Raw genomic sequence first — 21,483 nt, 5'->3', positions numbered from 1 at the left:
GCGATCTTTTCAGATGTTTTGCGGCAAGCCTCAAGCCCCAACCCGCGCTCTCACCCACCGCCAAAGATAAAGCAGCGGCCAGCGCAGCACTGATCCGGCCGCGATTATAAACGCCAGACCCCACCACGGGCCGTTCTCATACATCAGCCAGATCAGCAGCGGCACGCCGACGACGATCAGGCGGTAGGCGTTGCGCCAGTGGTAATCTTTGCTGGGCAACATGCCGATCAGATTGGCCGCGACAAGCCAGATCAGCCCTGCGACCAGCGAGATCATTTGCGCAGGTCCGGCGGCAATTCGACTGGCAATCCAAGCCCACGACGGGCGAAATACATCAGCGGACGGCGGAACATCGACACGAAAGCAAACAATCCAATCGCGACCCACAGCCAGCCATGCGTCATGCCGATCCACAGCAAAAGCACCGGGGCGAGCACCAGCAGAGTCATTCCCGGCACCATCTGATGCCGCATCGGCAGCATCGCGGTAATGGTGGCGGCAATCACCCAAAGACAGCCCAGGATCAGCGGCAGGCTCATGCGGCTTTCTCCAACAGGCGCGCGGGCAAGCCGTTGGCCCAAGCCGAGATAGAGCCTGCGCCAAGGCAGACAAACAGATCACCGGGGCGGGCTTGCTCGCGGAAAAGCCGTGTCAGATCAGCCTCATCCATCACAGCGCGGGCATGGCGGTGGCCGTGCGCGATCAAACCAGCGACCAGATCATCGCGGGATGCGCCGGGGATAGGGTCTTCGCCAGCGGCGTAAACGTCAGCGATGCCGACCACATCGGCCTCGTTGAAACAGGTGCAGAAGTCCTCAAACAGATTGTGCAGACGCGAATAGCGGTGCGGCTGATGCACGGCGATAACCCGGCCTTTGGTGGCCTGACGCGCAGCTTTCAGCACAGCGGCGATTTCAACCGGGTGGTGGCCGTAATCGTCGATGATGGTAACGCCGCCAACTTCGGCAACCTTGGTGAAGCGGCGATTGACGCCTGCAAAACCCGCCAAAGCCTCACGGATTTCGTCTTTCTTCATGCCGAGATGCCGCGCCACGGCGATGGCTGACAGAGCGTTCGATACGTTGTGATCTCCCGGCATTGGCAGCACGCAGCCTTCAATCACCACGGCCTGACCGTTTTCGTCCGGGCCTTCGCCCTGCAACGCCACGTCAAAATGCGCCACGCCCGCCTCGTAAGTCAGGTTGATCGCCCGCACATCGGCTTGAGCGTTAAAGCCAAACGTCACCACACGACGGTCGGTGATGCGGCCCACCAGTGCCTGCACTTCGGGGTGATCGGTGCAGCACACCGCCAGCCCGTAGAATGGGATATTGCTGACGAAATCGTAGAAACCTTTGCGCAGCGCGTCGAAGGTGCCCCAATGCTCCATATGCTCAGGGTCGATGTTGGTGACGATAGCGATTGTCGCAGGCAAACGGTTGAACGAGCCATCGGATTCGTCCGCCTCAACCACCATCCACTCACCCTCACCCGCCCGCGCGTTAGAGCCATAAGCATGGATCACGCCGCCGTTAATCACGGTCGGATCAAAGCCGCCCTTATCCAGCAAAGTCGCGACCATCGTCGTGGTGGTGGTTTTGCCATGCGTGCCAGCGATGGCGATGTTAGAACGCAACCGCATCAGTTCCGCGAGCATTTCCGCCCGCCGCACCACCGGAAGGCCACGCAGACGGGCTTCCTCTAACTCAGGATTGCCCTTTTTGATCGCGGAAGAAATCACCACGACCGCCGCTTCGCCGATATTGCTCGCCGCTTGGCCCTCAAAGAACGTAGCGCCCAAACTTACCAGCCGATCGGTGATTTTCGATGCCTTCGCATCCGAGCCCTGCACCCTAAAGCCTTGCGTCATCAGCACTTCCGCGATGCCAGACATGCCAATGCCGCCGATACCCACAAAATGGATCGGCCCCAGTTCCAACGGAAGTTTTGTCGCGTTCATCGCAATCTCCTGCCTGCCCGGCGTTTAATTTACCCCGGCCTTAACCCGAGCGGGCTTAACCTGCCAGCCCCTCAACCAAAGCCACCAGCCGCTCGGTAGCGTCCGGCCTGCCCTGCTTTTGCGCTTTGCGCGCCATATCTGCCGCCGCTGGCGGATTGCCCAGAATTGCCACGATCTGCGTGCAAAGGAAGGCGGCGTCAAGCCGATCCTCGGCAATCAGCACCGCAGCCCCCGCATCAACAAGCCCGCGCGCGTTGGCGGTTTGATGATCACCCGTGGCAGCCGCAAACGGGATCAGGATCGAAGGCCGCCCGATCACCGAGATATCCGCAACCGACGACGCCCCGGCGCGCGAGATCACCAGTTGAGCCTCTGACAGCCTGCGCGGAATGTCGGTGAAGAACGGCTCCACCTCGGCTTGCACGCCCGCGTCGGCGTAAGCTTGCACCACCGCCGCCAAATCTTCGGCCCGCGCCTGATGTGCGACCCGCAGATGGCCCCGCAAAGCTTCCGGCAAAGCCGCGAGCGCCGCTGGCACCACTTGCGACAAGATCCGTGCGCCTTGGCTTCCACCGATCACCAACAGCTCCATCGGATAATCGCCCGGCGCGATATAGCCCGAACTTGCCCGCTCCAACACCGACGCCCGCACCGGGTTTCCGGTATGGATACCCTCAACGCCGCTGGGCAAAGCCGTCGGCCAAGTGCCGCAAGCCACCTTATCAACCCGGCGCGCGAACACCGTATTTACCCGCCCCAACACGCCGTTTTGTTCGTGGATCATCCGAGGACGGCGCAAAACCCAAGCCGCCACCAGCGCAGGAATGGAGGGATAACCGCCAAAGCCCACCACAACATCGGGCTTGTCGCGCAAGGACGACATCACCGCCGACAATACTCCGCCCGCAATTCGAAACGGCACCGCCAGCTTCGCCCCCAGCCCGCCACGCGCGAAGGTCGCCGACGAAAGCTGCACAACTTCAACAGCTTGCGGAAAGCCCCCGGCGTAACGCGCCCCACGCGCATCGGTGGATAATTTAACCCGCCAGCCCTTTGCAATCATCGCCTCGGCCAAGGCTTGAGCGGGAAACATATGCCCGCCCGTGCCGCCCGCTGCGATCAAAAGCAGCGGCATCAGCGCCCCCGCTTGAAGATATCAGACATTTGCCCCTGCGGACGCGTGCGCGTCATCGCAAGCAGCATCCCCACGGTAATCCCCGCCGCAATCACTGACGAGCCGCCATAAGACACGAACGGCAAAGTCATCCCCTTGGCGGGCAGCAAGCGCACCGCCACCCCCATATTGATCATCGCTTGCACGCCAAAGATACACGCCAAACCGGTGCCCGCCAAACGGGTGAACGGATCACGCTCTCGCGTCAGCCGCACCAGACTGCGCACCACCACCACCGCGTAAAGCGCGATGATAATCAGCACCAGAACCAGACCGTATTCCTCGGCAGCCACCGCGATAATGAAGTCGGTATGCGCGTCGGGCAATGTCCATTTGACCTGACCCTCACCCACGCCGACGCCAAAGAAACCGCCCTCTTGAATGGCGCTGGTCGCATAGCCCATCTGGCTGCGCGGATCGACGTCAGAGGTCAAAAAGCCATCAATCCGCCGCGCAAAGTGCTCCGAGCCGTGGTAAGCCGCAAAGCCGCCGGCACCAGTCAGCGCCATCATGGTCACGATCAAGATCATCGGCGCGCCCGAGACGAAATAGATCACGCCCCAGCCAAACAGCACCAACATGGCTTGGCCAAAATCCGGCTGGAACGCCAGAAACAGCACCACCGTGACGGTCAGCGCGAAGGATAGAAACTTACCCGGTGGGCCGTTGATGTCTTGGCCAGAGGCCGTCAGCCAGGCGATCACGATCATAAAACCGGGCTTCAGAAACTCCGACGGCTGCACCGAGGCAAAACCAAAGCTGAACCAGCGCACCGCCCCCTTGCCAAAGTCAGTGCCAAACATCGGCAGCATCATCAGCGCAAAAAACGAAATCGCAAAGCCGAGCACGCCCAGACGCCGCACCATCGCGGGTGACAACATCGACACGCCGAAAATCGCAGCCAAGGCCATGCCGCCGAAAAACGCCTGGCGCGTGACATAATAGTAAGGGTCCAACCCGTTCCGCTCGGCCAGCGGCACCGAGGCCGCAAGCCCCAGCAGCAAGCCAATTGCGAACAGCACCAACACCGCCGTCAGCGTCCACTTATCAATCGTCCGCCACCAGCGGGGAATCACCGGTTCCGATACCCTGCTGGGCATCGAGCCATAGACCATCTCAGTCATGGAAAATCCGCCTGTGTTTGCCGTCTGCTCTGCCGATAACGGGTTTCCCCGATATTGCCGGGTTATCCCGATCTGAATGTCAGCCTAGCCAAAACGAATCACAAAGGCCAGCAGAAATGCCCGATTGCGAATCCCTTCTTGGGCGATTCTGGCCGCGGAGGTGCTGCAGCACGGCTCAGATTGACGCCTGTTCGACGCTAGGGCTGAAAACCTTTGTCGCTGTGACCTGTGTCAACGCTCTGCACCGGCCAAACCGGATGCGGCACCGGGTCTTTGGCGGTCAGCAAATAGCGCCGGAACACTTCGGCGTAGTTGCGATAGACGTATGACTCGTTGCGACGTAGATAATGCGCCCGCCGGCTGGCATAAAGTGCAGGCAGCTCATACCACGGCACGGCAGGGTGCATGTGATGCACAACGTGAAAATTGTTATTCAAAAACAGATAGCTGAGAGGTCCACGATCTTCGATCACCACCGTGCGAGCGCGAAAAGCGTGATGGGCGCGATGCTCTAGATAGGTGCGAATTTTCAACAATCCGGTGCCAAGATACACTGCGAGCAAATAGACCCAGATCGGCATCCCCACCCATTGCAGCCACAGCAGCAGCGGCACCAGCCCCAGAAAATGCAGGCCCCACGCCACAATCACCCGACCATTGCCGGCCCGCAACTGCACCAATTCATCGCGCAGGAAAATCCAGGTACCTAGCGCCGGCCCAAGCAAAACCCGCCCCGCCAGCGTGTTATTCCAACGCAACAATCGCTGCATTATCCAGGGCGTTTTCACCCAAGCCGCAGGTTCCATGAAGTTTGATTCAGGATCATCGTAAGGATCGGTCAGAGACGGATCAAAGTGATGCTGCAAATGCAAATCTTTGAAGCGCAAATACGGCACGAACGGCGAGAGGGCGGGAAACACCAGCGCCTCATTCAACCATTGTGCCCGGAAAGGATGGCCGTGCAGCACCTCATGCTGCAATGACGAAAATTGCGCGATGGCGATCCCTGTCAGCAATATTGATAAAATAGCCGTGCTGCCCCAAAGCCAACTGCCAAAACCCCACGCAGCATAGGTTGCCAGCAAGATCAGAAGCGTCGGCCATTCGAAACCACGGGCGTGCCGCATAATTTTCCTCTTAAAAACCGATGATTATAGCGTAGCACTTGCCAAACCATCGCGGAACTCCGAGGATATGCACCATAACGTCACCATTGGGGACATTAAAAAACAAATGCAGGGTTTTATCGACAAGCGTGACCGTGCACCGCTGTTCCGTGAGAGATTGGCTCAAGCGATGACGTTGCGGGCCACCAGCCAAGCCGCGCTTGCTCGCGCAACCGGGGTTGATCGCTCCACCGTCTCCGCATTGCTTTCGCCCGGCACAAGACTGCCGAACGCGCAACTTGCCGCCGATTGCGCCACGGCTTTAGGCGTCTCATGCGATTGGTTGCTGGGCCTCGCAGAGCGCCCCGAGCCGGTGGCCGAGTTGCTTGCAGCCTCGGTCACGCTGATCGAAGCGCCGCGCGCGTTGTTTGACCAACAGCTGATCGGCTGGCACCACGCGGCGGCGGGCTACAAGATCCGCCATGTTCCCGCGAGCTTGCCCGATATGCTGAAGACGCCCGAAGTGGTGGCTTGGGAGTATGCCGATTATCTCGGGCGGTCTTCAGACCAAGCGATATCGGCATTCCAAGATCAGCTGGACTGGATGAAAACCACGCAGTCAGATTATGAGATTGCCATGCCTCTGCATGAAATATCTAACTTTGCCAGTGGGTTGGGCTATTGGTCCGGCCTTACATTGTCTGCGCGTCAAGATCAGATGGATCATATGATCACGGTGTGTGACACGCTTTACCCGTCGTTGCGGCTGTACTTGTTCGACGCGCATCAGGTGTATTCCAGCCCGGTCACGGTGTTCGGCCCGCATCTGGCGGCAGTTTATCTCGGCCAACAATACATCGTTTTCCGCGACCCCGCGCGTGTGCAGGCGATTTTGCAGCACTTCGACGGTTTGGTGCGCGCCGCCCCATTTGGTGCGCGTGGAGTGCGCGATCATCTGGCCCGTTTGCAGCGCGCGATGGTCTAGACAGGGGCGCTAATAAACCACCAACCGCCGCGTATCGTAGCCGTTCCATTCGAGAATATCCCGTGCCGCCTTCAGCCGATCCGGCGGAAACGGCCCCCGGTTCAGGATAAACCCCAGTCGCCCATTCGGACTGCCAATCACCAGCGTGCGATAATCGGCATCTGCCCACAACACCCACCACGGCCCGGGCTGCCCCGGCACGTTAAAACGCCCGACATTCTCGGCGGGCATTGGCCCGGCCCCGGCCATCTCCACGCCGGATTCGCATAAGCGGTAGAGGATCTGCAATCCCGCCCCCGACTTCGAAATCTCGGCAGACCCCGGCTTGCACGCCTCGCCGCCAAACGCCGCCACTTGGCTCCATTGCCCGACCAGACGGTTGTGATCCATTACGGCGTTGGAATACATCGGCGCATCCGGCGCGCGATACCGCCCAACGGCCACTTGGGTCGGAGCAGCGGCGCAGGCGCTCAGCAGCAGCACTAAAATCAGTCGATACATAAGGTCACCATCGCGCCATTATCCTGCAAAATTTCATTACACCCAAACAGCGGCGCTATCGGCGCGCAAGTGTTTGACCTCGCGAGACAACTTCCCTCGCAATCGCTTTGCCTGCGGCAGGATTTCCCGGCATCACGCATCATGCTAACGCAAGACATGCCTCTGGCCTTGCCGGCGACCGTCCATTGCCCACCCTTCTTGGCGCAGGCCAATTCCTCGGGCGAAAGCACCGCCAAGGGCGCTTCCGTCATCGGCGCCTCAACGGCTATCGCGGGTTCTGCTTTGCTCGGACCAGCCGTAACCACATCAGCCTTCACCGCATCAGCTTTCGCCGGGTCTCCCACAACAACAGCGGGCTTCAGACCACCGCCGGCAAGCTTACCCGCTGGCGCGTCCAGCGATGTCACCGCAATCGCATCACCAGTGATCGGATTTGCACTATCGGCAGGGCTTGCGAGCTTGCCAGCGCCCAACGTGCAGCCCGCCAAAAGCAGCGCCAAAATCCATGACCGCACGGAACTAATACGGCATCGGATGCGCGCGATGAGCGGCATCGATTTCGGCCAAAACCTCGGGCTCCAGCGCCACATCGACAGCTCCGAGCGCGATCTCAAGTTGGGTTAGATCGGTGGCACCAATGATCGGTATGCAAGGGAACGGCCGCGCCCTGCAGAACGCAATCGCCATCTGCGCCGGGTTAAGCCCGTGCCGTGCAGCAATGCCCAGATAAGCCGCAACCGCTGGGAAAACTTGCGGCGTCACGCGCCCCGACAGCGTCGGATTGAACACCCGTCGCGATCCATCGGGGATCACATCTCCCGCATACTTGCCCGTGAGCAATCCAGTCGCCAGCGGAGAAAACGCCAGCAGCGGCATATCTTCCAGCGCCGAAAGCTCTGCCCAATCGCTGTCAAACTGGCGGCACAGCAGGGAATATTCGTTCTGTACCGTTGCCATCCTCGGCAGTCCATGCTTCTCCGCCAGCGCCAACCAACGCCCCGCCCCCCAAACCGATTCAATGGAAAGTGCAATATTACAAATCTTGCCTTCGGCGATCAGTTTATCCGATACTTCAAGGATATCAATCATATGCGCTTCGATGCTCGCCTTGCTACCGCCGCGCGGATCGAAGTGCCATATATCGCGGAAGTGATAGGAGGCGCGATTGGGCCAGTGCAGTTGATAGAGGTCAATGTAGTCGGTTTGCAGCCGCCGAAGTGAATCCTCGACCGCTGTGCGCATTACAGCGCCTGTCAGCGGCGCACCGCCACGCACGGCGTCCTGACCCTCACCCGTGACCTTGGTTGCCAGCACTAAACCGTCACGCCCGCCCCGCGCCGCAAGCCATGTGCCGATGATTTCTTCGGTGCGCCCGACAGTTTCGGCACGCACCGGATTGACCGGATACATCTCGGCGGTATCCCAGAAGTTCACGCCGCGCCCAAGCGCCATGTCCATCTGCGCATGGCCGTCGGCTTCGGAATTCTGGCTGCCCCAGGTCATCGAGCCCAAGCAAATCTCTGAGACCGAAAGCCCGGTCTGGCCCAACTTCACCTGCTGCATTATGCGCTCCTGTTTTGCCATCAACCTAAGCGGAGGCCACGCACAAGGAAAGCCCCTGCGATAGCCCCCTACGACGCTGTGAACGCGATCAGACTGAAGTCCTATCGCGCGCAATTTGCTGCAAAGGCACCTGCTTCGGTGCTAATCTGGCAGAAACTGGGAGGTTCTCATGCGTATCCCGCTATTGGTCTTGGTGTTAAACGCCAGCGTTGCACTTGCCAGCCTTGCACTGGCAAATTGTGCACTGGCCAGTCCGGCGAATTATACCCTGCAACCCGCCAGTTCGGTGGTCGGGTTTGAGACTGATTTTGGCAGCGATAAGATCACCGGGCAAATGCCGATCAGCCGCGCCGATCTGACGTTGGATTTTCAGAATGTCAGTGCCAGCCGAGTTGCGGTAACGCTGGATGTAGCCCATGCCGATGCGTCTTTTCCGTTTGCAGCCCAAGCGATGAAGGGGCCGAAGGTACTGGATTCAAGAGACTTTCCGCAGATCAGCTTTGAAAGCACGTCCGTGAAATCAAAGGGTGAAGGGGCGGAAGTCAGCGGCCGCGTCACCATTCGCGGCGTCACCAAGCCGATGGTGATGCAGGCGATGATCTGGCGGCAGAAGGGACACGAAGCGGGCGATCTTAGCCATCTGACGATCCGGCTGACCGGGGCGCTGAACCGGTCGGATTTTGGCGCGGTCGGCTGGTCGGATATGGTCGGCGATCAGGTGCGCTTGGATATTTTGGCCCGCATCGCGCGCAGTGAATAGATGTGGCGCAACACCGCAACCCGGTTCGGCCTGACCTCTCGCCTGCTGCATTGGAGCATGGCGGCGCTGATCCTGACACTGCTGGTTTTGGGCACGGTGTTGACCTCAATCCAGCCGGGTTTATCGACGCTTTGGCTGTATGGGCAGCACAAAACGCTTGGCATTATCACCCTTAGCCTCGCGCTGGTGCGGTTGATTTGGCATCGTATCAGCCCAGCCCCTGCCTCGCTCGGGTCGCCAGTTGCTTGGCAAAATCGCGTCGCCCGCGCCACGCATCTGGCGCTTTACGCGCTGATGCTGGCGATCCCGCTTTCGGGTTGGATCGCCAGTTCCGCGACCGGGCTCGATGTGGTGATCTTCGGGCAAATCATTCTGCCGCCCATCGCCCCGGTATCCGAGGCGTGGGAGAATACTGGCTTTGCGATCCACGGCATATTGACGAAAGTGCTGATGGCGCTGCTGGCTTTGCATATCGCGGGGGCGGTTTTGCGCGGCTTGAAAGGCGATGGCACACTGCGGCGCATCACAAAGGGCTTATAATCCCCCTCTGGGCTTAACCCTGTCTAGCCCTTACCCCCGGCTTGCGTTAAACGAGGCGCAACTGACGGGAAAGGGCATTGCATGGCACGGATTCTGATCACCTCCGCCATTCCTTATATCAACGGCATCAAGCACTTGGGCAATCTGGTGGGCAGCCAACTGCCCGCCGACCTGTTCGCGCGCTACAACCGCGCGCGCGGCCATGAGGTGATGTTCATCTGCGCCACGGATGAGCACGGCACGCCAGCCGAGCTTGCAGCCGCCAAAGCAGGCAAGCCTGTCGCCGAATATTGCGCCGAAATGCACGACGTTCAGGCCGAGATCGCACGCGGCTTCCGGCTGTCATTTGATCATTTCGGGCGGTCTTCATCGCAGCGCAACCATCATCTGACCCAGCATTTCGCCGGAAAACTCGCCGAGGCCGGCTTGATCCGCGAGGTTGAGGAGTCACAGATCTATTCCATCGATGACGGCCGCTTCCTGCCCGACCGTTATATCGAAGGCACCTGCCCGAATTGCGGCTACGGATCGGCCCGTGGCGATCAGTGCGACAACTGCACCAAGCAACTCGACCCCACCGATCTGATCAACCCGCATTCAACGATTTCCGGCTCCACCAACCTTGAGGTCCGCAGCACGAAGCACCTTTACCTGATGCAGCGGTCCTTGCGCGATAAGCTAGAGGCTTGGATCGACAGCAAAAAAGACTGGCCGATCCTGACCACTTCGATTGCGAAGAAATGGCTGAACGACGGCGACGGCTTGCAAGATCGTGGCATCACCCGTGATTTGCACTGGGGTATCCCGGTGAAAAAGGGCGATCAAATCTGGCCGGGGATGGAGGGCAAAGTGTTCTACGTCTGGTTCGACGCCCCGATCGAATACATCGCCTGCACCGCTGAATGGGCCGATGCCCAAGGCTTGCCGGATGCCGCGTGGCAACGCTGGTGGCGCACCGATATGGGCGCGGCAGACGTCACCTATTATCAGTTCATGGGCAAAGACAACGTGCCGTTCCATACGCTTAGCTTCCCCGCGACGATCCTCGGTTCGGGTGAGCCGTGGAAGCTGGTCGATTACCTAAAATCGTTCAATTACCTGAACTACGACGGTGGCCAGTTCAGCACCTCACGCGGGCGCGGCGTGTTCATGGATCAGGCTCTGTCGATCCTGCCATCGGATTACTGGCGCTGGTGGCTGCTATCCCACGCCCCGGAGTCAGCGGATTCCGAATTCACATGGGAAAACTTCCAAGTCTCGGTGAACAAAGACCTCGCCGATGTTCTGGGCAACCTCGTCTCCCGCGTCACCAAGTTCTGCGTCGCGAAATTCAGCGCGCACGTCCCCTCCGCAGGAGAATTCGGCGAACAAGAGGCGCGCCTGATCGAAGAACTCGGGCAACGCATCAAAGACTATTCCGCCTGCATGGAGTCGATGGAGGTGCGCAAGGCATCCGCCGAACTCCGCGCGATCTGGGTGATCGGCAACGAATATCTGCAAGCCGCAGCCCCTTGGACCGTAGTTAAAACCGACCCCGAACGCGCGCAGGCAATGATCCGCCTTTCGCTCAACCTGATCCGCGTCTACGCCATCCTTTCGGCACCGTTCATCCCTGATGCCGCCGCCGCGATGATGGCCGCGATGGGCTCAGACGATTGGACATGGCCGGATGATATTGCGGCAGCCATGTCCAAACTGCCCGCTGGCCACGCCTTTACCGTGCCGGATAACCTGTTCCGCAAGATCACCGACGAAGAACGCGCCGACTGGCAGCAACGCTTCGCAGGCATCCGAACCTGATGCAGCCCGCGGCCCGCTCTGCTATACTCGCCCCAGAGGGGGCCGCGATGTCTGATGCACAGAAATATGTTGCCAAAGGCTCGGCGCATGTAACGCTGGCCCGCCCGCCCGAGCCGCTGGACGTCGCCTTCGTGCTGCTACCAAAGTTCACCATGCTGGCGTTTTCCTCGGCAATCGAACCTTTGCGGATGGCGAACCAACTGGCGCAGCAGGTTTTGTTTCGCTGGCAGGTGCTATCGGATGATGGCGCACCCGTGGCTTGCTCCAACGGCGTGCCGATCATGGTCGATGGCGCGTGGAGCATGGCGAAACCGGAAGGCATCGTGCTGGTCTGTTCGGGGGTGGAACCGGAAGGCAAAGCCAGTCAAGCCTTGGGCGATTGGCTGCGGTCCTTGTGGCGGCGCGGCCGCGTGGTCGGCGGTCTGTGCACCGGCGCCTATGCTTTGGCGCAAGCGGGCATCCTGAAGGGCCATCGCTTTACGATGCATTGGGACAATATCGACGCCTTTGCCGAAAACCATCCCGACCTGCTGCCCGCCCGCCAAGTGTTCTGCATTGATGACCGGGTTATGACCTGCGCTGGCGGTGTTGCCGCCGCCGATCTGATGCTGAAACTGATCAACGACCGCTTCGGCCCCGCCTTGGGGCAAGAGGTGATGAACATGTGCCTCTTGACCCAGCGCAGGCAGGAAGAAGATCTGCAAACCACCTCGCTCGCCGCCCGCCTTGGCACGAGGCATGATAAATTGCTGCAAGCGGCGGCCTATCTCGAAGCGCATATCGAGGAGGATTTCGACCTTGATGCCTGCGCCGCGCACCTGTCGCTGTCACGCCGCCAGATTGAGCGGCTGTTCAACCGTTACTTGAACATCACCCCGGTCCGCTATATGAACGATCTGCGGCTGGCGCGCGGGAGGTCCTTGCTGGCCGAAACCGACATGAAGGTGACTGAAGTGGCGGTGGCCTGCGGCTATGCCTCCACCTCGCATTTCTCCAAAAGTTTCCGCAAGAAATACGGCACCTCGCCCTATCGGTTCTCACATTTCGGCGGCTAAAACGACTGTTGGTCTGATCTCGTGGAGCGGCATACGCCGCAAGCCTCTTTAGCGCTTAAGCGCGGTGGGTGCCCTACACAAAAGTCACTCCGCGTTTTTGTTGCAGCACCCTGCCCCAACCGCTATGCAAGCGCAGCAATTGCCGGAGGCCCACATGCCAACCTTCCTCACCACCACCGACGCCGATTTTGAGGCCCGCTTCGCCGCTCTGCTCGGCATGAAGCGCGAAGAGGCCGAGGACGTTGATCAGGCAGTTGCGGGCATCATCGCCGATGTGCGGGCGCGCGGCGATGCTGCCGTGCTGGAGCTAACGGCCAAATTCGACCGCCTGACGCTGACCGCCGCAACCCTCGCCTTCACTCCGGCCGAGATCGAAGCCGAATGTGCGAAGGTCTCGCCCGAGGATCGCGAAGCACTCGAACTGGCCGCAGATCGCATCCGTGCCTACCACTCCCGCCAAATGCCACAGGATGAGATGTGGACCGACAGCGCAGGCGCCACTTTGGGTTGGCGCTGGACGCCAGTTTCGGCGGCTGGCCTCTATGTTCCCGGCGGCACCGCGTCTTATCCGTCCTCGGTGCTGATGAACGCCATCCCCGCCAAAGTCGCAGGCGTGCAGCGGCTGGTGATCACCTGCCCCACTCCCGGCGGCATTGTGAACCCGCTGGTGTTGCTGGCGGCGCGCATTGCAGGCGTTGACACCATCTACCGCATCGGCGGCGCGCAGGCGGTTGCAGCATTGGCCTATGGCACCCAAACCATTGCTGCGGTCGATAAGATCACCGGGCCGGGCAACGCCTATGTGGCGGCCGCCAAGCGCCGGGTGTTTGGCCGGGTTGGCATCGACATGATCGCCGGACCCTCGGAGATTCTGGTGATCGCAGATCGCGACAATGACCCCGACTGGATCGCGCTCGACCTGCTCAGCCAAGCCGAGCATGACATTTCTGCGCAATCCATCCTGATCACCGACGATGCAGGCTTTGGCCAAGCGGTTGCCGCTGCGGTGGAAAAGCGCCTTGAAACCTTGGAACGTCGCGAGATCGCGGGCGCGTCGTGGCTGGATAATGGCGCGATAATAATCACCCGCGATCTGCACGAGGCCGCCCAACTGTCGAACCGCGTAGCCCCTGAACATTTGGAACTGTGCACGGCCGATCCCGACGCCATGTCACTCGAAATCACCCATGCCGGCGCGATTTTCTTGGGGGCATGGACACCGGAAGCGATCGGCGATTACGTTGGCGGGCCGAACCATGTGTTGCCCACCGCCCGCTCGGCACGGTTTTCTTCGGGATTGAGTGTGATGGATTTTGTGAAGCGGACCACTTTGGCGAAAATGACCCCCGAGGCGCTGGCTCAAATCGGCCCTGCTGCCGAACGACTGGCAATCTCAGAAAGCCTACAAGCGCACGGGCTTTCGGTGCGCGCGAGGTTGGATCGGTTGAACCGGGGGGCGGCATGACCAACCGCATCTGCGCCATTGATATCGACGAAAAGGGCCTCGCCCGCGTCACGCCGACCATTGAGCAAGAGCGCAATGTGGCGATCTTCGATCTTTTGGAAGATAATACGTTTGCCCTGCCCGCCCGCGACGACCGCACCTTGCTGCCCGGCCCCTACCGTCTGGGCCTAGCCATCCGCGAGGGCCGGCTGGTATTTGACATCGCCACCGAAGCCACCGAAAAGGTTGGCGAATTCCATCTCTCACTCGGCCCGTTCCGGCAAGTGGTGAAAGACTACTTCCAAATCTGCGAAAGCTACTTTGAGGCCGTCAAACGCCTGCCCCCCTCCCAGATCGAAGCCATCGACATGGCGCGGCGCGGCATCCACAACGAAGGCGCGCGGGTGTTGCAGGAACGGCTCGAGGGCAAAGCCGAGGTCGATATCGACACCGCCCGCCGCCTGTTCACCCTGATTTGCGTGTTGCACTGGGGCTGATGATGGCATTTCCGCAATCGGTGCTGTTTTGCTGTGACCACAACGCTGTCCGCTCGCCAATGGCCGAAGCGATGATGAAGAAATTCTACGGCCAACGCGCCTATGTGCAGTCGGCGGGCGTGAAGAATGATATGGAGGTGGATGGCTTTTCCATCGCCGTTTGCGCAGAACTGGGCATCGAGTTGTCGCGCCACCGCACCCGCTCATTTGAGCAAATGCAGAATCTCGGCGACGATCTCGGCCAGTTCGATCTGATCATCGCGCTATCATCTGCCAGCCAGCACTCCGCGCTCAATCTAACCAAATCCTATCATCTCGAGGTCGAATACTGGCCGATCATCGACCCCACCGCTTTGGGCGAAGGCCGCGACGCCAAACTTTCCGCCTACCGCCAAGCCCGCGACCAGATCAAAACACGCATCCTAGACCGCTTCGGCCCGCCGTCCGAACCGCAGATCCCCTAAAACTTTTCTAAAGCTTTCGCATTGACTTAAGTATCCCACCGGGGAGGTGACTTTGGCTCAGAGCCAATGTCAGTTGGGGGTGTGAAACCCCCAATCTACGCCACAACCCGCGCCGCCTGTATCTCCGCCAAATTCGCCTCAATCCACCCCGTAAGCGCCCCCACTCGTTCCGCCGCCCCCCGCCCCAATGCCGTCAGCGAGTATTCCACATGCGGCGGCACCACCGGATGCGCCACCCGCAGCACCAAGCCGTCACCCTCCAACGCCTGCAAAGTCTGTGAAAGCATCCGTTCCGACACGCCGCCCACCCGCCTGCGCAGCGCCGAAAACCGCAAGGTGCCATCCTGCAACGCCAGCATCACCAGCACGCCCCATTGGCTGGTCAAATGCTTCAGCACCGCCCGCGACGGGCATTCCGCTGCCAGCACATTCGGCGCAAAACAGACTTCTACTTTCATTCCAGTCAACCCCTGCGCCATTCCACACTAACATAAATGTAGGTACTTCCTTTTCGTAAGTAAAGGTGTATCTGTGCCGCATCGACCAACAGGAGAACACCATGACCATCGCAATTACCGGCGCCACTGGCGCGCTTGGCCAACTCGCCCTTGCCGCCCTGAAAGCCCGCGCACCGCAGGCCAACGTTATCGCTCTCGTCCGGGATCCGGCGAAAGTCACCGACACCCCGGCCCGCGCTTTCGACTATACCAAGCCCGACACTCTTGCGCCCGGGCTGCAGGGCGTCGATACCCTCGTGTTGATTTCCTCGAACGATTTCAACGACCGCGCAGGTCAGCACCGCGCGGTGATCACCGCTGCCAAAGCCGCTGGCGTCAAGCGGATCATCTACACGTCGATCCTGAAGGGTGACGCCTCGCCGATGCTCATGGCGAAAGATCACATCGCCACCGAGGCCGCGCTGAACGCCTCCGGCATCCCTGCCACTATTCTGCGCAACGGCTGGTATACCGAAAACTACACCGGATCGCTGAAAGCGTCCGTCGAACACGGTGCGCTGATCGGTGCTTCCGCCGACGGTCGCATCGCCTCCGCCGCCCGTGCCGATTATGCCGAAGCCATCGCCGTCACCGCTTTGGACGACGCCCACGCAGGCCAAACCTACGAACTCGCGGGCGACACACCGCACACGATGGCCGATTTCGCCGCCGAAGTCTCAAAACAAACTGGCAAAACCATCCCGTTCAATAACCTGCCGAAAGATACCTACGCTGGTATCCTGCAAAGTTTCGGCCTGCCCGAAGCCTTCGCCAACATTCTCGCCGACAGCGATGACACTGCCGCACGCGGTTCGCTGCTGGATGAAAGCCACACGCTTTCCAAGCTCATCGGCCGCCCCACCACGCCGATCGCCACCACCATCAAAGCCGCGCTGTAAGCACGCTGAAACCTTTGCGACAGCGGGCAACTGCTGTCGCAAACCAACCCAATCCTGCCGATCCCGGTCTGGACCGCCACGCGCCAGCGTGCCACCATGCGCCAAATTTTGCATGAGGCCGCCATGACCCAAACCGCCCGCGACACCGTCACCGCCTATTATGCTGCCTTTAACGCAGAAAATCCTGCCGCGATGCTCGCCTGTGTGACCGATGGCATTGAACATCGCGTTAACGAGGCTGGCATCCGTTTGGGCGCTGAAAAGTTCGCCGAGTTCTGCGCGCATATGGGCGTGTCCTACCGCGAGCAACTGCAAGATATCGAGATTTTCGTCAACGAGGCAGGCACCCGCGCCGCAGCGGAGTTTGTTGTCCACGGCGAATATCTGAAAACCGACCCCGGCTTGCCCGAGGCCAAAGGCCAGAAATATGTCCTCCCCGCCGGATCGTTCTTTGATCTGCAAGACGGCAAAATCAGCCGGATCACTACGTTTTACAACCTCAACGACTGGATCGCTCAGGTCTCGAAATGAACCCCGCCGAAATCGACGTCCGCGCCCTGACTGGCCCCGCGTTCGAGGCCGCCCTAGATGGTGTCGCCGCCCTGCGCATCGCAGTTTTCCGTGACTGGCCATACCTTTACGACGGAAACCTCGACTACGAACGGGCTTACCTGAAAACCTACCGCGACAATCCCGGCGCGCTTCTGGTCGGTGCGTTTCACCAAGGCCGCTTGGTCGGTGCTTCCACTTCCACCCTGATGGAAGATCATGCCGAGGCGTTTTCCGCCCCATTCCGCGCCCTGAACATCCCGCTGGAAAACATCCTTTACGGTGCCGAATCGGTGCTGCTGCCGGAATATCGTGGCATCGGTCTGGGCCACCGCTTCATTGATCTGCGCGAAGATCACGCCCGGGCGATGCAGCGCAGCCACGTCGCCTTCTGCTCGGTCAAACGCCCGGAAAACCATGCTTTGAAGCCGGAAAACGCCCGTAGCAATGATGCGTTTTGGGCAGGCCGAGGTTACGAGCCCCTTCCCGGCGTCATCGCCGAATTCGCATGGAAAGACCTCGGCGACAGTGAGGAGTCTACCAAACCGCTACAATTCTGGATGCGCAAACTGTAAGCTGAGGCTCACCCCGTCCCACTTAGCCTCCGCATCGCACCCCACAACGGTTGGTTGATAACCCGCCAAACCGAAGGCCCGCCATGAAAATCGCAGCAGCAGCCTACCCGCTTTCCCCCCTTGTCGATTTCGCAGAATACACCGCCAAGCTCACCATATGGGTCGAAGATGCCGTGGCCGGGGGCGCCAACCTATTGGTTTTCCCGGAATATGGCAGCATGGAGCTGACCTCGCCCGCCCGCCGCGCGATTTCGGAAAACCTAGAGGCCGCCTTGCACGAGGTGGCCCGTCGTGGCCCTGCCGTTGATGCCCTGCATTGTGAACTCGCAGCCAAGCACAACCTCTATATCCTCGGCGCGTCGGCACCCTATTTCGGCAATACCCGCCCCACCAACCGCGCGACTTTCTACGGCCCAAGCGGCATCATCGGCCATCAAGATAAACAAATGATGACCAGGTTTGAGCGTGAAACTTGGGACGTCGTCGCAGGCAACCCGCTGCAAATCTTCGACACGCCCATAGGCAAAATCGGCGTGCTGATCTGCTATGACAGCGAATTTCCCCTGCTCGCCCGTGCGCTGATCGAGGCTGGCGCGCAGATCATACTGGTGCCGTCCTGCACCGACACCCTCGCCGGATACACCCGTGTCAAAGTCGGCGCGATGGCCCGCGCGCTGGAAGGCCAATGCGTCGTCGTGCACGCCCCCACCGTCGGCCTGTGCGATTTTTGTCCCGCCGTGGACGAGAATGTAGGTGCCGCCGCGATCTACGGCCCCGCCGACAAAGGCTTCCCCGAAACCGGGATTTTGGCTGAAACGGCACTGAATGAATCCGGCTGGGCCATTGCCGAAATCGAGCTTTCCGCGATTGAAACCGTGCGCGCACAAGGCTCGGTGTTCAATCACAATCATTGGCCGGAACAAGCCGACCGCGCCGCACAAGCCATCCAAATAGTTAAGATTGTCTAAACGACGTCACCGAGCCATTGAATTACAATGATAAAATAGCCGCCCACACGTGGACACCCCGACCCAGCCGCATCCTCTGCGCTAAAATATCCCCGCCGGAGGCATCTTTTTTCTCAACAGATACCCCCCGATTTGCCCTTGAAAATCCAGCCCAACAAGCGCATATCCCCGGCCAATGCCTGCGGCTTCCGCGGGTAAAATCCTATTGGAGAGACCATGGCCAAGGAAGATATCCTCGAATTCCCCGGTGTCGTGAAGGAACTCCTGCCCAACGCGACTTTCAAGGTTGAACTCGACAACGGCCATGAATTGATCGCGGTGATGGCAGGCAAGATGCGCAAAAACCGCATCCGAGTTCTGGCAGGCGATAAGGTGCAGGTCGAAATGACCCCTTACGATCTGTCGAAAGGCCGCATCAACTACCGCTTCAAGTAAGTTGCGGTTCATCCTCGGATCAGGCAGCCCGCGCCGGAAGGAACTTCTGGCGCAGCTTGGCATCATCCCCGATGCCATCCTCCCCCCCGACATCAACGAAGACCCAAAGCGCGGCGAACTCCCCCGCCCCTATTGCGCCCGCCTCGCACGCGAGAAAGCCGCAGCTATTGCCGCCGATCCTGACGACATCATCCTAACCGCCGATACCACCGTAGCCCTCGGCCGCCGTATCCTCGGCAAGCCCGCTGATGCTGGCGAGGCCGCAAAGTTCCTTACTGACCTCGGCGGGCGGCGTCACCAAGTCATCACCGCCATCGCCGTCAAACGCGGCGACAAGATATGGACCCGCGAAAGCGTCTCCGCCGTGAAGATGAAGCGCCTGTCGGACATCGAGTTGAATAGCTACCTCGCCTCAATGGAATGGCAGGGCAAAGCCGGAGCCTACGCCATCCAAGGCGCTGCTGGCGCGTTCATTCCGTGGATTTCCGGTAGCTTCACCGGCATCGTTGGCCTTCCCTTGGCTGAAACCGCAGCCCTGCTTGCCGCCGCAGGCTACCCCGTCTGGAAAAGCCAATGACCCGCACCGTCCTGCTCGACACCCTGAAAGACCGCCCCGCCGCCGCTTTGGTGGTGGACGGCCAGTTGGACGATCTGGCCATAGACCCGATCACCGACGCCCCCCTGCCGGGTGCAATCTACCGCGCCATCGCGGATCGCCCGATGAAGGGCCAAGGCGGGCTGTTCGTGAAACTCCCCGAAGGTTCGGGCTTTCTGCGCCAAACCGCAGGCATCGCCCCCGGCCAACGACTGCTGGTGCAGATCACTGGCCCAGCAGAGGCTGGCAAAGCCTATCCCGTCACCACGCGCCTGTTGTTTAAATCGCGCTATGCCATCGTGACGCCGGGCGCGCCGGGTCTGAACGTATCGCGCCGCATAAAAGATGAGCCGCTGCGTGACGATCTGACCGCCTTGGCCAATGCCGCGATGAAAGGGGCTGATGAAGCCCTCGGCCTGATCCTGCGCTCGGCCTGCATGCATGCCAATGATGACGAAATCGCCGAAGACATCGCCGCAATGCGCGCACTCGCGCAAGCCGTTCTAGCCGATACTATAGGCAATGCCGAATTGCTGGTTGAGGGCGCAGGCGCGCATGAAACCGCTTGGCGCGATTGGGCCGACCCCGAACCCGATGAGGTGATCGAGGGCGGTTTTGCCGACCACGACGTGCTGGAAATGATCGACGCCCTGCTGACCCCGCGCGTGACCTTGAATGAGGGCCACATGATGATCGAACCCACCCGCGCCCTGATTGCGGTGGATGTGAATACCGGCAACGATACCTCGCCGGCTTCCGCCTTGAAGGCCAACATCGCCGCCGCCCGAGAACTGCCACGCCAGTTGCGGCTGCGCGGACTTGGCGGCCAGGTGGTGATCGACTTTGCACCAATGCCGAAGAAAGACCGCGCTATACTGGATCAGGTGATCCGCGCCGCCTTTAAGTCGGAATCCGAAGTAAATCTGGCTGGCTGGACCACGCTCGGCCTCTACGAGATCACGCGCAAACGCGACCGTCTGCCACTGGCGGAGATACTCACATGAAATGCCCGATTTGTGCCCGCAAATCCGACGAGAAATACAAGCCGTTCTGCTCGCGACGCTGTGCAGATGTTGATTTGGCAAAATGGCTTACCGGCAGCTACGCTATCCCGACCGCAGCGATTGACGATGAAAACCCCGAGGATTTGACCGATCCAAAATACCGCCCACAATGAACCAAAAAGGATGCATTTTTCTGCCAAAACCCTCTGGACAGCCTCGCGCCCGTAACGTATCACCCCGCAACCAAGCAAGGCGACGCCTTCCAGTGCGCCCGGATAGCTCAGTTGGTAGAGCAGCGGATTGAAAATCCGCGTGTCGGCGGTTCAATTCCGTCTCCGGGCACCACTTTATCTCATTGAAATATTTAGCAGAAAATTTTCAAGCAGTTTGTCGGCTTGCCGAGATTGCTTCATCTGGGCTACACATGGGCTACAAACTGTCGCGACACCTTTTGTGCTCTGTCGCTCACTAGTGACCTCCTGCGCGTGGGACGCCTTCAAGATCACACACCTAGCTGGGACTAAATATGATTACTACTTCCACCGGCGTCTCATCATTTCTCACTGTTGAACAGGTTGCTGCTCGTTACAACTGCTCAGTAGACAGCATATGGCGATGGAAGCGCAATGGAGAGTTCCCCGCTGCGGTTCGCATTGGGCGTGGGGCCACCCGATGGCGCTTGGAGGACCTAATTAAGTATGAAAGTAAGTTTCAGGCCTGCATGATGGTTGATGGAACGTTCCTGCTCGAGATCCCTGCATTTATGGATCAGGATGATACTGAGGAATCCCTTTAGGCTACGACGCCACACAGACTTGCACCGCGTGATCTTTTCGCCGGGACAATCATTTGGCAGAACGGAACTGAGCCACCCTAGCAAGCGCGATCTCGCAATGACGGGTTGCTGGGTCGCGAGACCGCGACGCCCTTGCTTTACCCGCGCGCAATGGGCGTGGTTGCTCCAAAAATAAAAGCCCGCCGGGTATGC

At 59.9% G+C, this 21,483-nt stretch carries 27 protein-coding genes and 1 tRNA gene; 18 read left to right on the top strand and 10 right to left on the bottom strand.

Features of this window, described 5'->3' with window-relative positions; all coding sequences use genetic code 11:
• Window positions 1-30: 30 nt before the first annotated feature.
• The 6 genes from JWS10_RS14825 to JWS10_RS14800 form a co-directional block, all read right to left on the bottom strand.
• Window positions 31-276 (bottom strand): DUF2484 family protein, encoded by a 246-nt coding sequence (locus tag JWS10_RS14825; RefSeq protein WP_299508658.1) that lies wholly within the window; start codon window positions 274-276, stop codon window positions 31-33.
• Entirely contained in the window at window positions 273-539 is a 267-nt protein-coding gene (locus tag JWS10_RS14820; protein ID WP_299477692.1) for a DUF2484 family protein, read from the bottom strand. Before JWS10_RS14820 ends, JWS10_RS14825 begins: the two co-directional genes overlap by 4 nt.
• Window positions 536-1,960: a UDP-N-acetylmuramate--L-alanine ligase gene (gene murC / locus JWS10_RS14815; protein WP_299508657.1), complete on the bottom strand. Its 1,425-nt coding sequence runs from the start codon at window positions 1,958-1,960 to the stop codon at window positions 536-538. The genes JWS10_RS14820 and murC overlap by 4 nt, the downstream gene beginning before the upstream one ends.
• A gap of 55 nt (window positions 1,961-2,015) precedes the next feature.
• Window positions 2,016-3,095, bottom strand: coding sequence for an undecaprenyldiphospho-muramoylpentapeptide beta-N-acetylglucosaminyltransferase (gene murG / locus JWS10_RS14810; protein WP_299508656.1), 1,080 nt, complete (start codon window positions 3,093-3,095; stop codon window positions 2,016-2,018).
• A complete protein-coding gene (locus JWS10_RS14805) occupies window positions 3,095-4,258 on the bottom strand; it encodes a putative peptidoglycan glycosyltransferase FtsW (RefSeq protein WP_299508655.1) in 1,164 nt (387 codons plus the stop codon). Before JWS10_RS14805 ends, murG begins: the two co-directional genes overlap by 1 nt.
• 197 nt (window positions 4,259-4,455) lie before the next feature.
• Window positions 4,456-5,385, bottom strand: a complete 930-nt coding sequence (locus JWS10_RS14800; RefSeq protein WP_299508653.1) for a fatty acid desaturase — start codon at window positions 5,383-5,385, stop codon at window positions 4,456-4,458.
• A 106-nt stretch (window positions 5,386-5,491) separates the two neighbouring features.
• Here JWS10_RS14800 and JWS10_RS14795 point away from each other — a divergent pair, with 106 nt between their 5' ends.
• Window positions 5,492-6,349 carry a helix-turn-helix transcriptional regulator gene (locus JWS10_RS14795; protein WP_299508651.1) on the top strand — a complete coding sequence of 286 codons (858 nt, stop codon included), beginning with the start codon at window positions 5,492-5,494 and terminating at the stop codon, window positions 6,347-6,349.
• A 9-nt stretch (window positions 6,350-6,358) separates the two neighbouring features.
• On the opposite strand, the gene JWS10_RS14790 is transcribed toward JWS10_RS14795, so the two are convergent.
• From JWS10_RS14790 to JWS10_RS14780, 3 genes are read right to left on the bottom strand one after another with little or no spacing between them, the layout of a single operon-like run.
• Complete coding sequence (locus tag JWS10_RS14790) at window positions 6,359-6,850, bottom strand: lipocalin family protein (RefSeq protein ID WP_299508649.1); 492 nt, start codon at window positions 6,848-6,850, stop codon at window positions 6,359-6,361.
• On the bottom strand, window positions 6,838-7,350 hold the full coding sequence (locus tag JWS10_RS14785; protein ID WP_299508647.1) for a hypothetical protein: 513 nt from the start codon (window positions 7,348-7,350) through the stop codon (window positions 6,838-6,840). The genes JWS10_RS14790 and JWS10_RS14785 overlap by 13 nt, the downstream gene beginning before the upstream one ends.
• Window positions 7,351-7,369: 19 nt before the next feature.
• On the bottom strand, window positions 7,370-8,413 hold the full coding sequence (locus JWS10_RS14780) for an aldo/keto reductase (RefSeq protein WP_299508645.1): 1,044 nt from the start codon (window positions 8,411-8,413) through the stop codon (window positions 7,370-7,372).
• A gap of 169 nt (window positions 8,414-8,582) precedes the next feature.
• Here JWS10_RS14780 and JWS10_RS14775 point away from each other — a divergent pair, with 169 nt between their 5' ends.
• The 7 genes from JWS10_RS14775 to JWS10_RS14745 all read left to right on the top strand — a co-directional run bounded on the left by JWS10_RS14775 (window position 8,583) and on the right by JWS10_RS14745 (window position 14,973).
• Window positions 8,583-9,173, top strand: coding sequence for a YceI family protein (locus JWS10_RS14775; protein ID WP_299508643.1), 591 nt, complete (start codon window positions 8,583-8,585; stop codon window positions 9,171-9,173).
• Window positions 9,174-9,713, top strand: a complete 540-nt coding sequence (locus JWS10_RS14770; RefSeq protein WP_299508641.1) for a cytochrome b — start codon at window positions 9,174-9,176, stop codon at window positions 9,711-9,713.
• 81 nt (window positions 9,714-9,794) lie between these two features.
• Window positions 9,795-11,513, top strand: a complete 1,719-nt coding sequence (gene metG / locus JWS10_RS14765) for a methionine--tRNA ligase (RefSeq protein WP_299508639.1) — start codon at window positions 9,795-9,797, stop codon at window positions 11,511-11,513.
• A gap of 47 nt (window positions 11,514-11,560) precedes the next feature.
• Window positions 11,561-12,568 carry a GlxA family transcriptional regulator gene (locus JWS10_RS14760; protein ID WP_299508637.1) on the top strand — a complete coding sequence of 336 codons (1,008 nt, stop codon included), beginning with the start codon at window positions 11,561-11,563 and terminating at the stop codon, window positions 12,566-12,568.
• Window positions 12,569-12,722: 154 nt separating this feature from the next.
• Window positions 12,723-14,033 carry a histidinol dehydrogenase gene (hisD, locus tag JWS10_RS14755; protein ID WP_299508635.1) on the top strand — a complete coding sequence of 437 codons (1,311 nt, stop codon included), beginning with the start codon at window positions 12,723-12,725 and terminating at the stop codon, window positions 14,031-14,033.
• Window positions 14,030-14,509 (top strand): UPF0262 family protein, encoded by a 480-nt coding sequence (locus tag JWS10_RS14750; protein WP_299477733.1) that lies wholly within the window; start codon window positions 14,030-14,032, stop codon window positions 14,507-14,509. Before hisD ends, JWS10_RS14750 begins: the two co-directional genes overlap by 4 nt.
• A gap of 2 nt (window positions 14,510-14,511) precedes the next feature.
• Complete coding sequence (locus tag JWS10_RS14745) at window positions 14,512-14,973, top strand: low molecular weight phosphatase family protein (protein WP_299508633.1); 462 nt, start codon at window positions 14,512-14,514, stop codon at window positions 14,971-14,973.
• A gap of 95 nt (window positions 14,974-15,068) precedes the next feature.
• Here JWS10_RS14745 and JWS10_RS14740 read toward each other — a convergent pair whose 3' ends face one another.
• Entirely contained in the window at window positions 15,069-15,431 is a 363-nt protein-coding gene (locus JWS10_RS14740) for a helix-turn-helix domain-containing protein (RefSeq protein WP_299477739.1), read from the bottom strand.
• 101 nt (window positions 15,432-15,532) lie between these two features.
• Between JWS10_RS14740 and JWS10_RS14735 the strand changes: the two genes are divergently transcribed.
• The 10 genes from JWS10_RS14735 to JWS10_RS14690 all read left to right on the top strand — a co-directional run bounded on the left by JWS10_RS14735 (window position 15,533) and on the right by JWS10_RS14690 (window position 21,291).
• Window positions 15,533-16,369, top strand: coding sequence for an SDR family oxidoreductase (locus tag JWS10_RS14735; protein ID WP_299508631.1), 837 nt, complete (start codon window positions 15,533-15,535; stop codon window positions 16,367-16,369).
• A gap of 123 nt (window positions 16,370-16,492) precedes the next feature.
• Window positions 16,493-16,900, top strand: a complete 408-nt coding sequence (locus JWS10_RS14730) for a ketosteroid isomerase-related protein (RefSeq protein WP_299508629.1) — start codon at window positions 16,493-16,495, stop codon at window positions 16,898-16,900.
• Complete coding sequence (locus JWS10_RS14725; RefSeq protein ID WP_299508627.1) at window positions 16,897-17,493, top strand: GNAT family N-acetyltransferase; 597 nt, start codon at window positions 16,897-16,899, stop codon at window positions 17,491-17,493. The genes JWS10_RS14730 and JWS10_RS14725 overlap by 4 nt, the downstream gene beginning before the upstream one ends.
• A gap of 83 nt (window positions 17,494-17,576) precedes the next feature.
• Complete coding sequence (locus JWS10_RS14720; RefSeq protein ID WP_299508625.1) at window positions 17,577-18,461, top strand: carbon-nitrogen hydrolase family protein; 885 nt, start codon at window positions 17,577-17,579, stop codon at window positions 18,459-18,461.
• Between the two features lie 216 nt (window positions 18,462-18,677).
• The gene (gene infA, locus JWS10_RS14715; protein WP_054005112.1) at window positions 18,678-18,896 is read left to right on the top strand and encodes a translation initiation factor IF-1; all 219 of its coding nucleotides are present in this window, start codon (window positions 18,678-18,680) and stop codon (window positions 18,894-18,896) included.
• 1 nt (window position 18,897) lies between these two features.
• The gene (locus JWS10_RS14710) at window positions 18,898-19,473 is read left to right on the top strand and encodes a nucleoside triphosphate pyrophosphatase (protein ID WP_299508623.1); all 576 of its coding nucleotides are present in this window, start codon (window positions 18,898-18,900) and stop codon (window positions 19,471-19,473) included.
• Window positions 19,470-20,495, top strand: a complete 1,026-nt coding sequence (locus tag JWS10_RS14705; RefSeq protein WP_299508621.1) for a ribonuclease E/G — start codon at window positions 19,470-19,472, stop codon at window positions 20,493-20,495. Before JWS10_RS14710 ends, JWS10_RS14705 begins: the two co-directional genes overlap by 4 nt.
• Entirely contained in the window at window positions 20,492-20,668 is a 177-nt protein-coding gene (gene yacG, locus JWS10_RS14700; protein WP_299477774.1) for a DNA gyrase inhibitor YacG, read from the top strand. The genes JWS10_RS14705 and yacG overlap by 4 nt, the downstream gene beginning before the upstream one ends.
• Window positions 20,669-20,764: 96 nt before the next feature.
• Window positions 20,765-20,840 (top strand) — tRNA-Phe (locus tag JWS10_RS14695).
• Between the two features lie 181 nt (window positions 20,841-21,021).
• The gene (locus JWS10_RS14690; protein WP_299508620.1) at window positions 21,022-21,291 is read left to right on the top strand and encodes a helix-turn-helix domain-containing protein; all 270 of its coding nucleotides are present in this window, start codon (window positions 21,022-21,024) and stop codon (window positions 21,289-21,291) included.
• Window positions 21,292-21,483: the final 192 nt, after the last annotated feature.

Source organism: Cypionkella sp., from assembly GCF_028290025.1.
In the GTDB taxonomy this organism is placed as follows: domain Bacteria; phylum Pseudomonadota; class Alphaproteobacteria; order Rhodobacterales; family Rhodobacteraceae; genus Cypionkella.
This window is presented reverse-complemented; position numbering and strand designations above follow the sequence as displayed.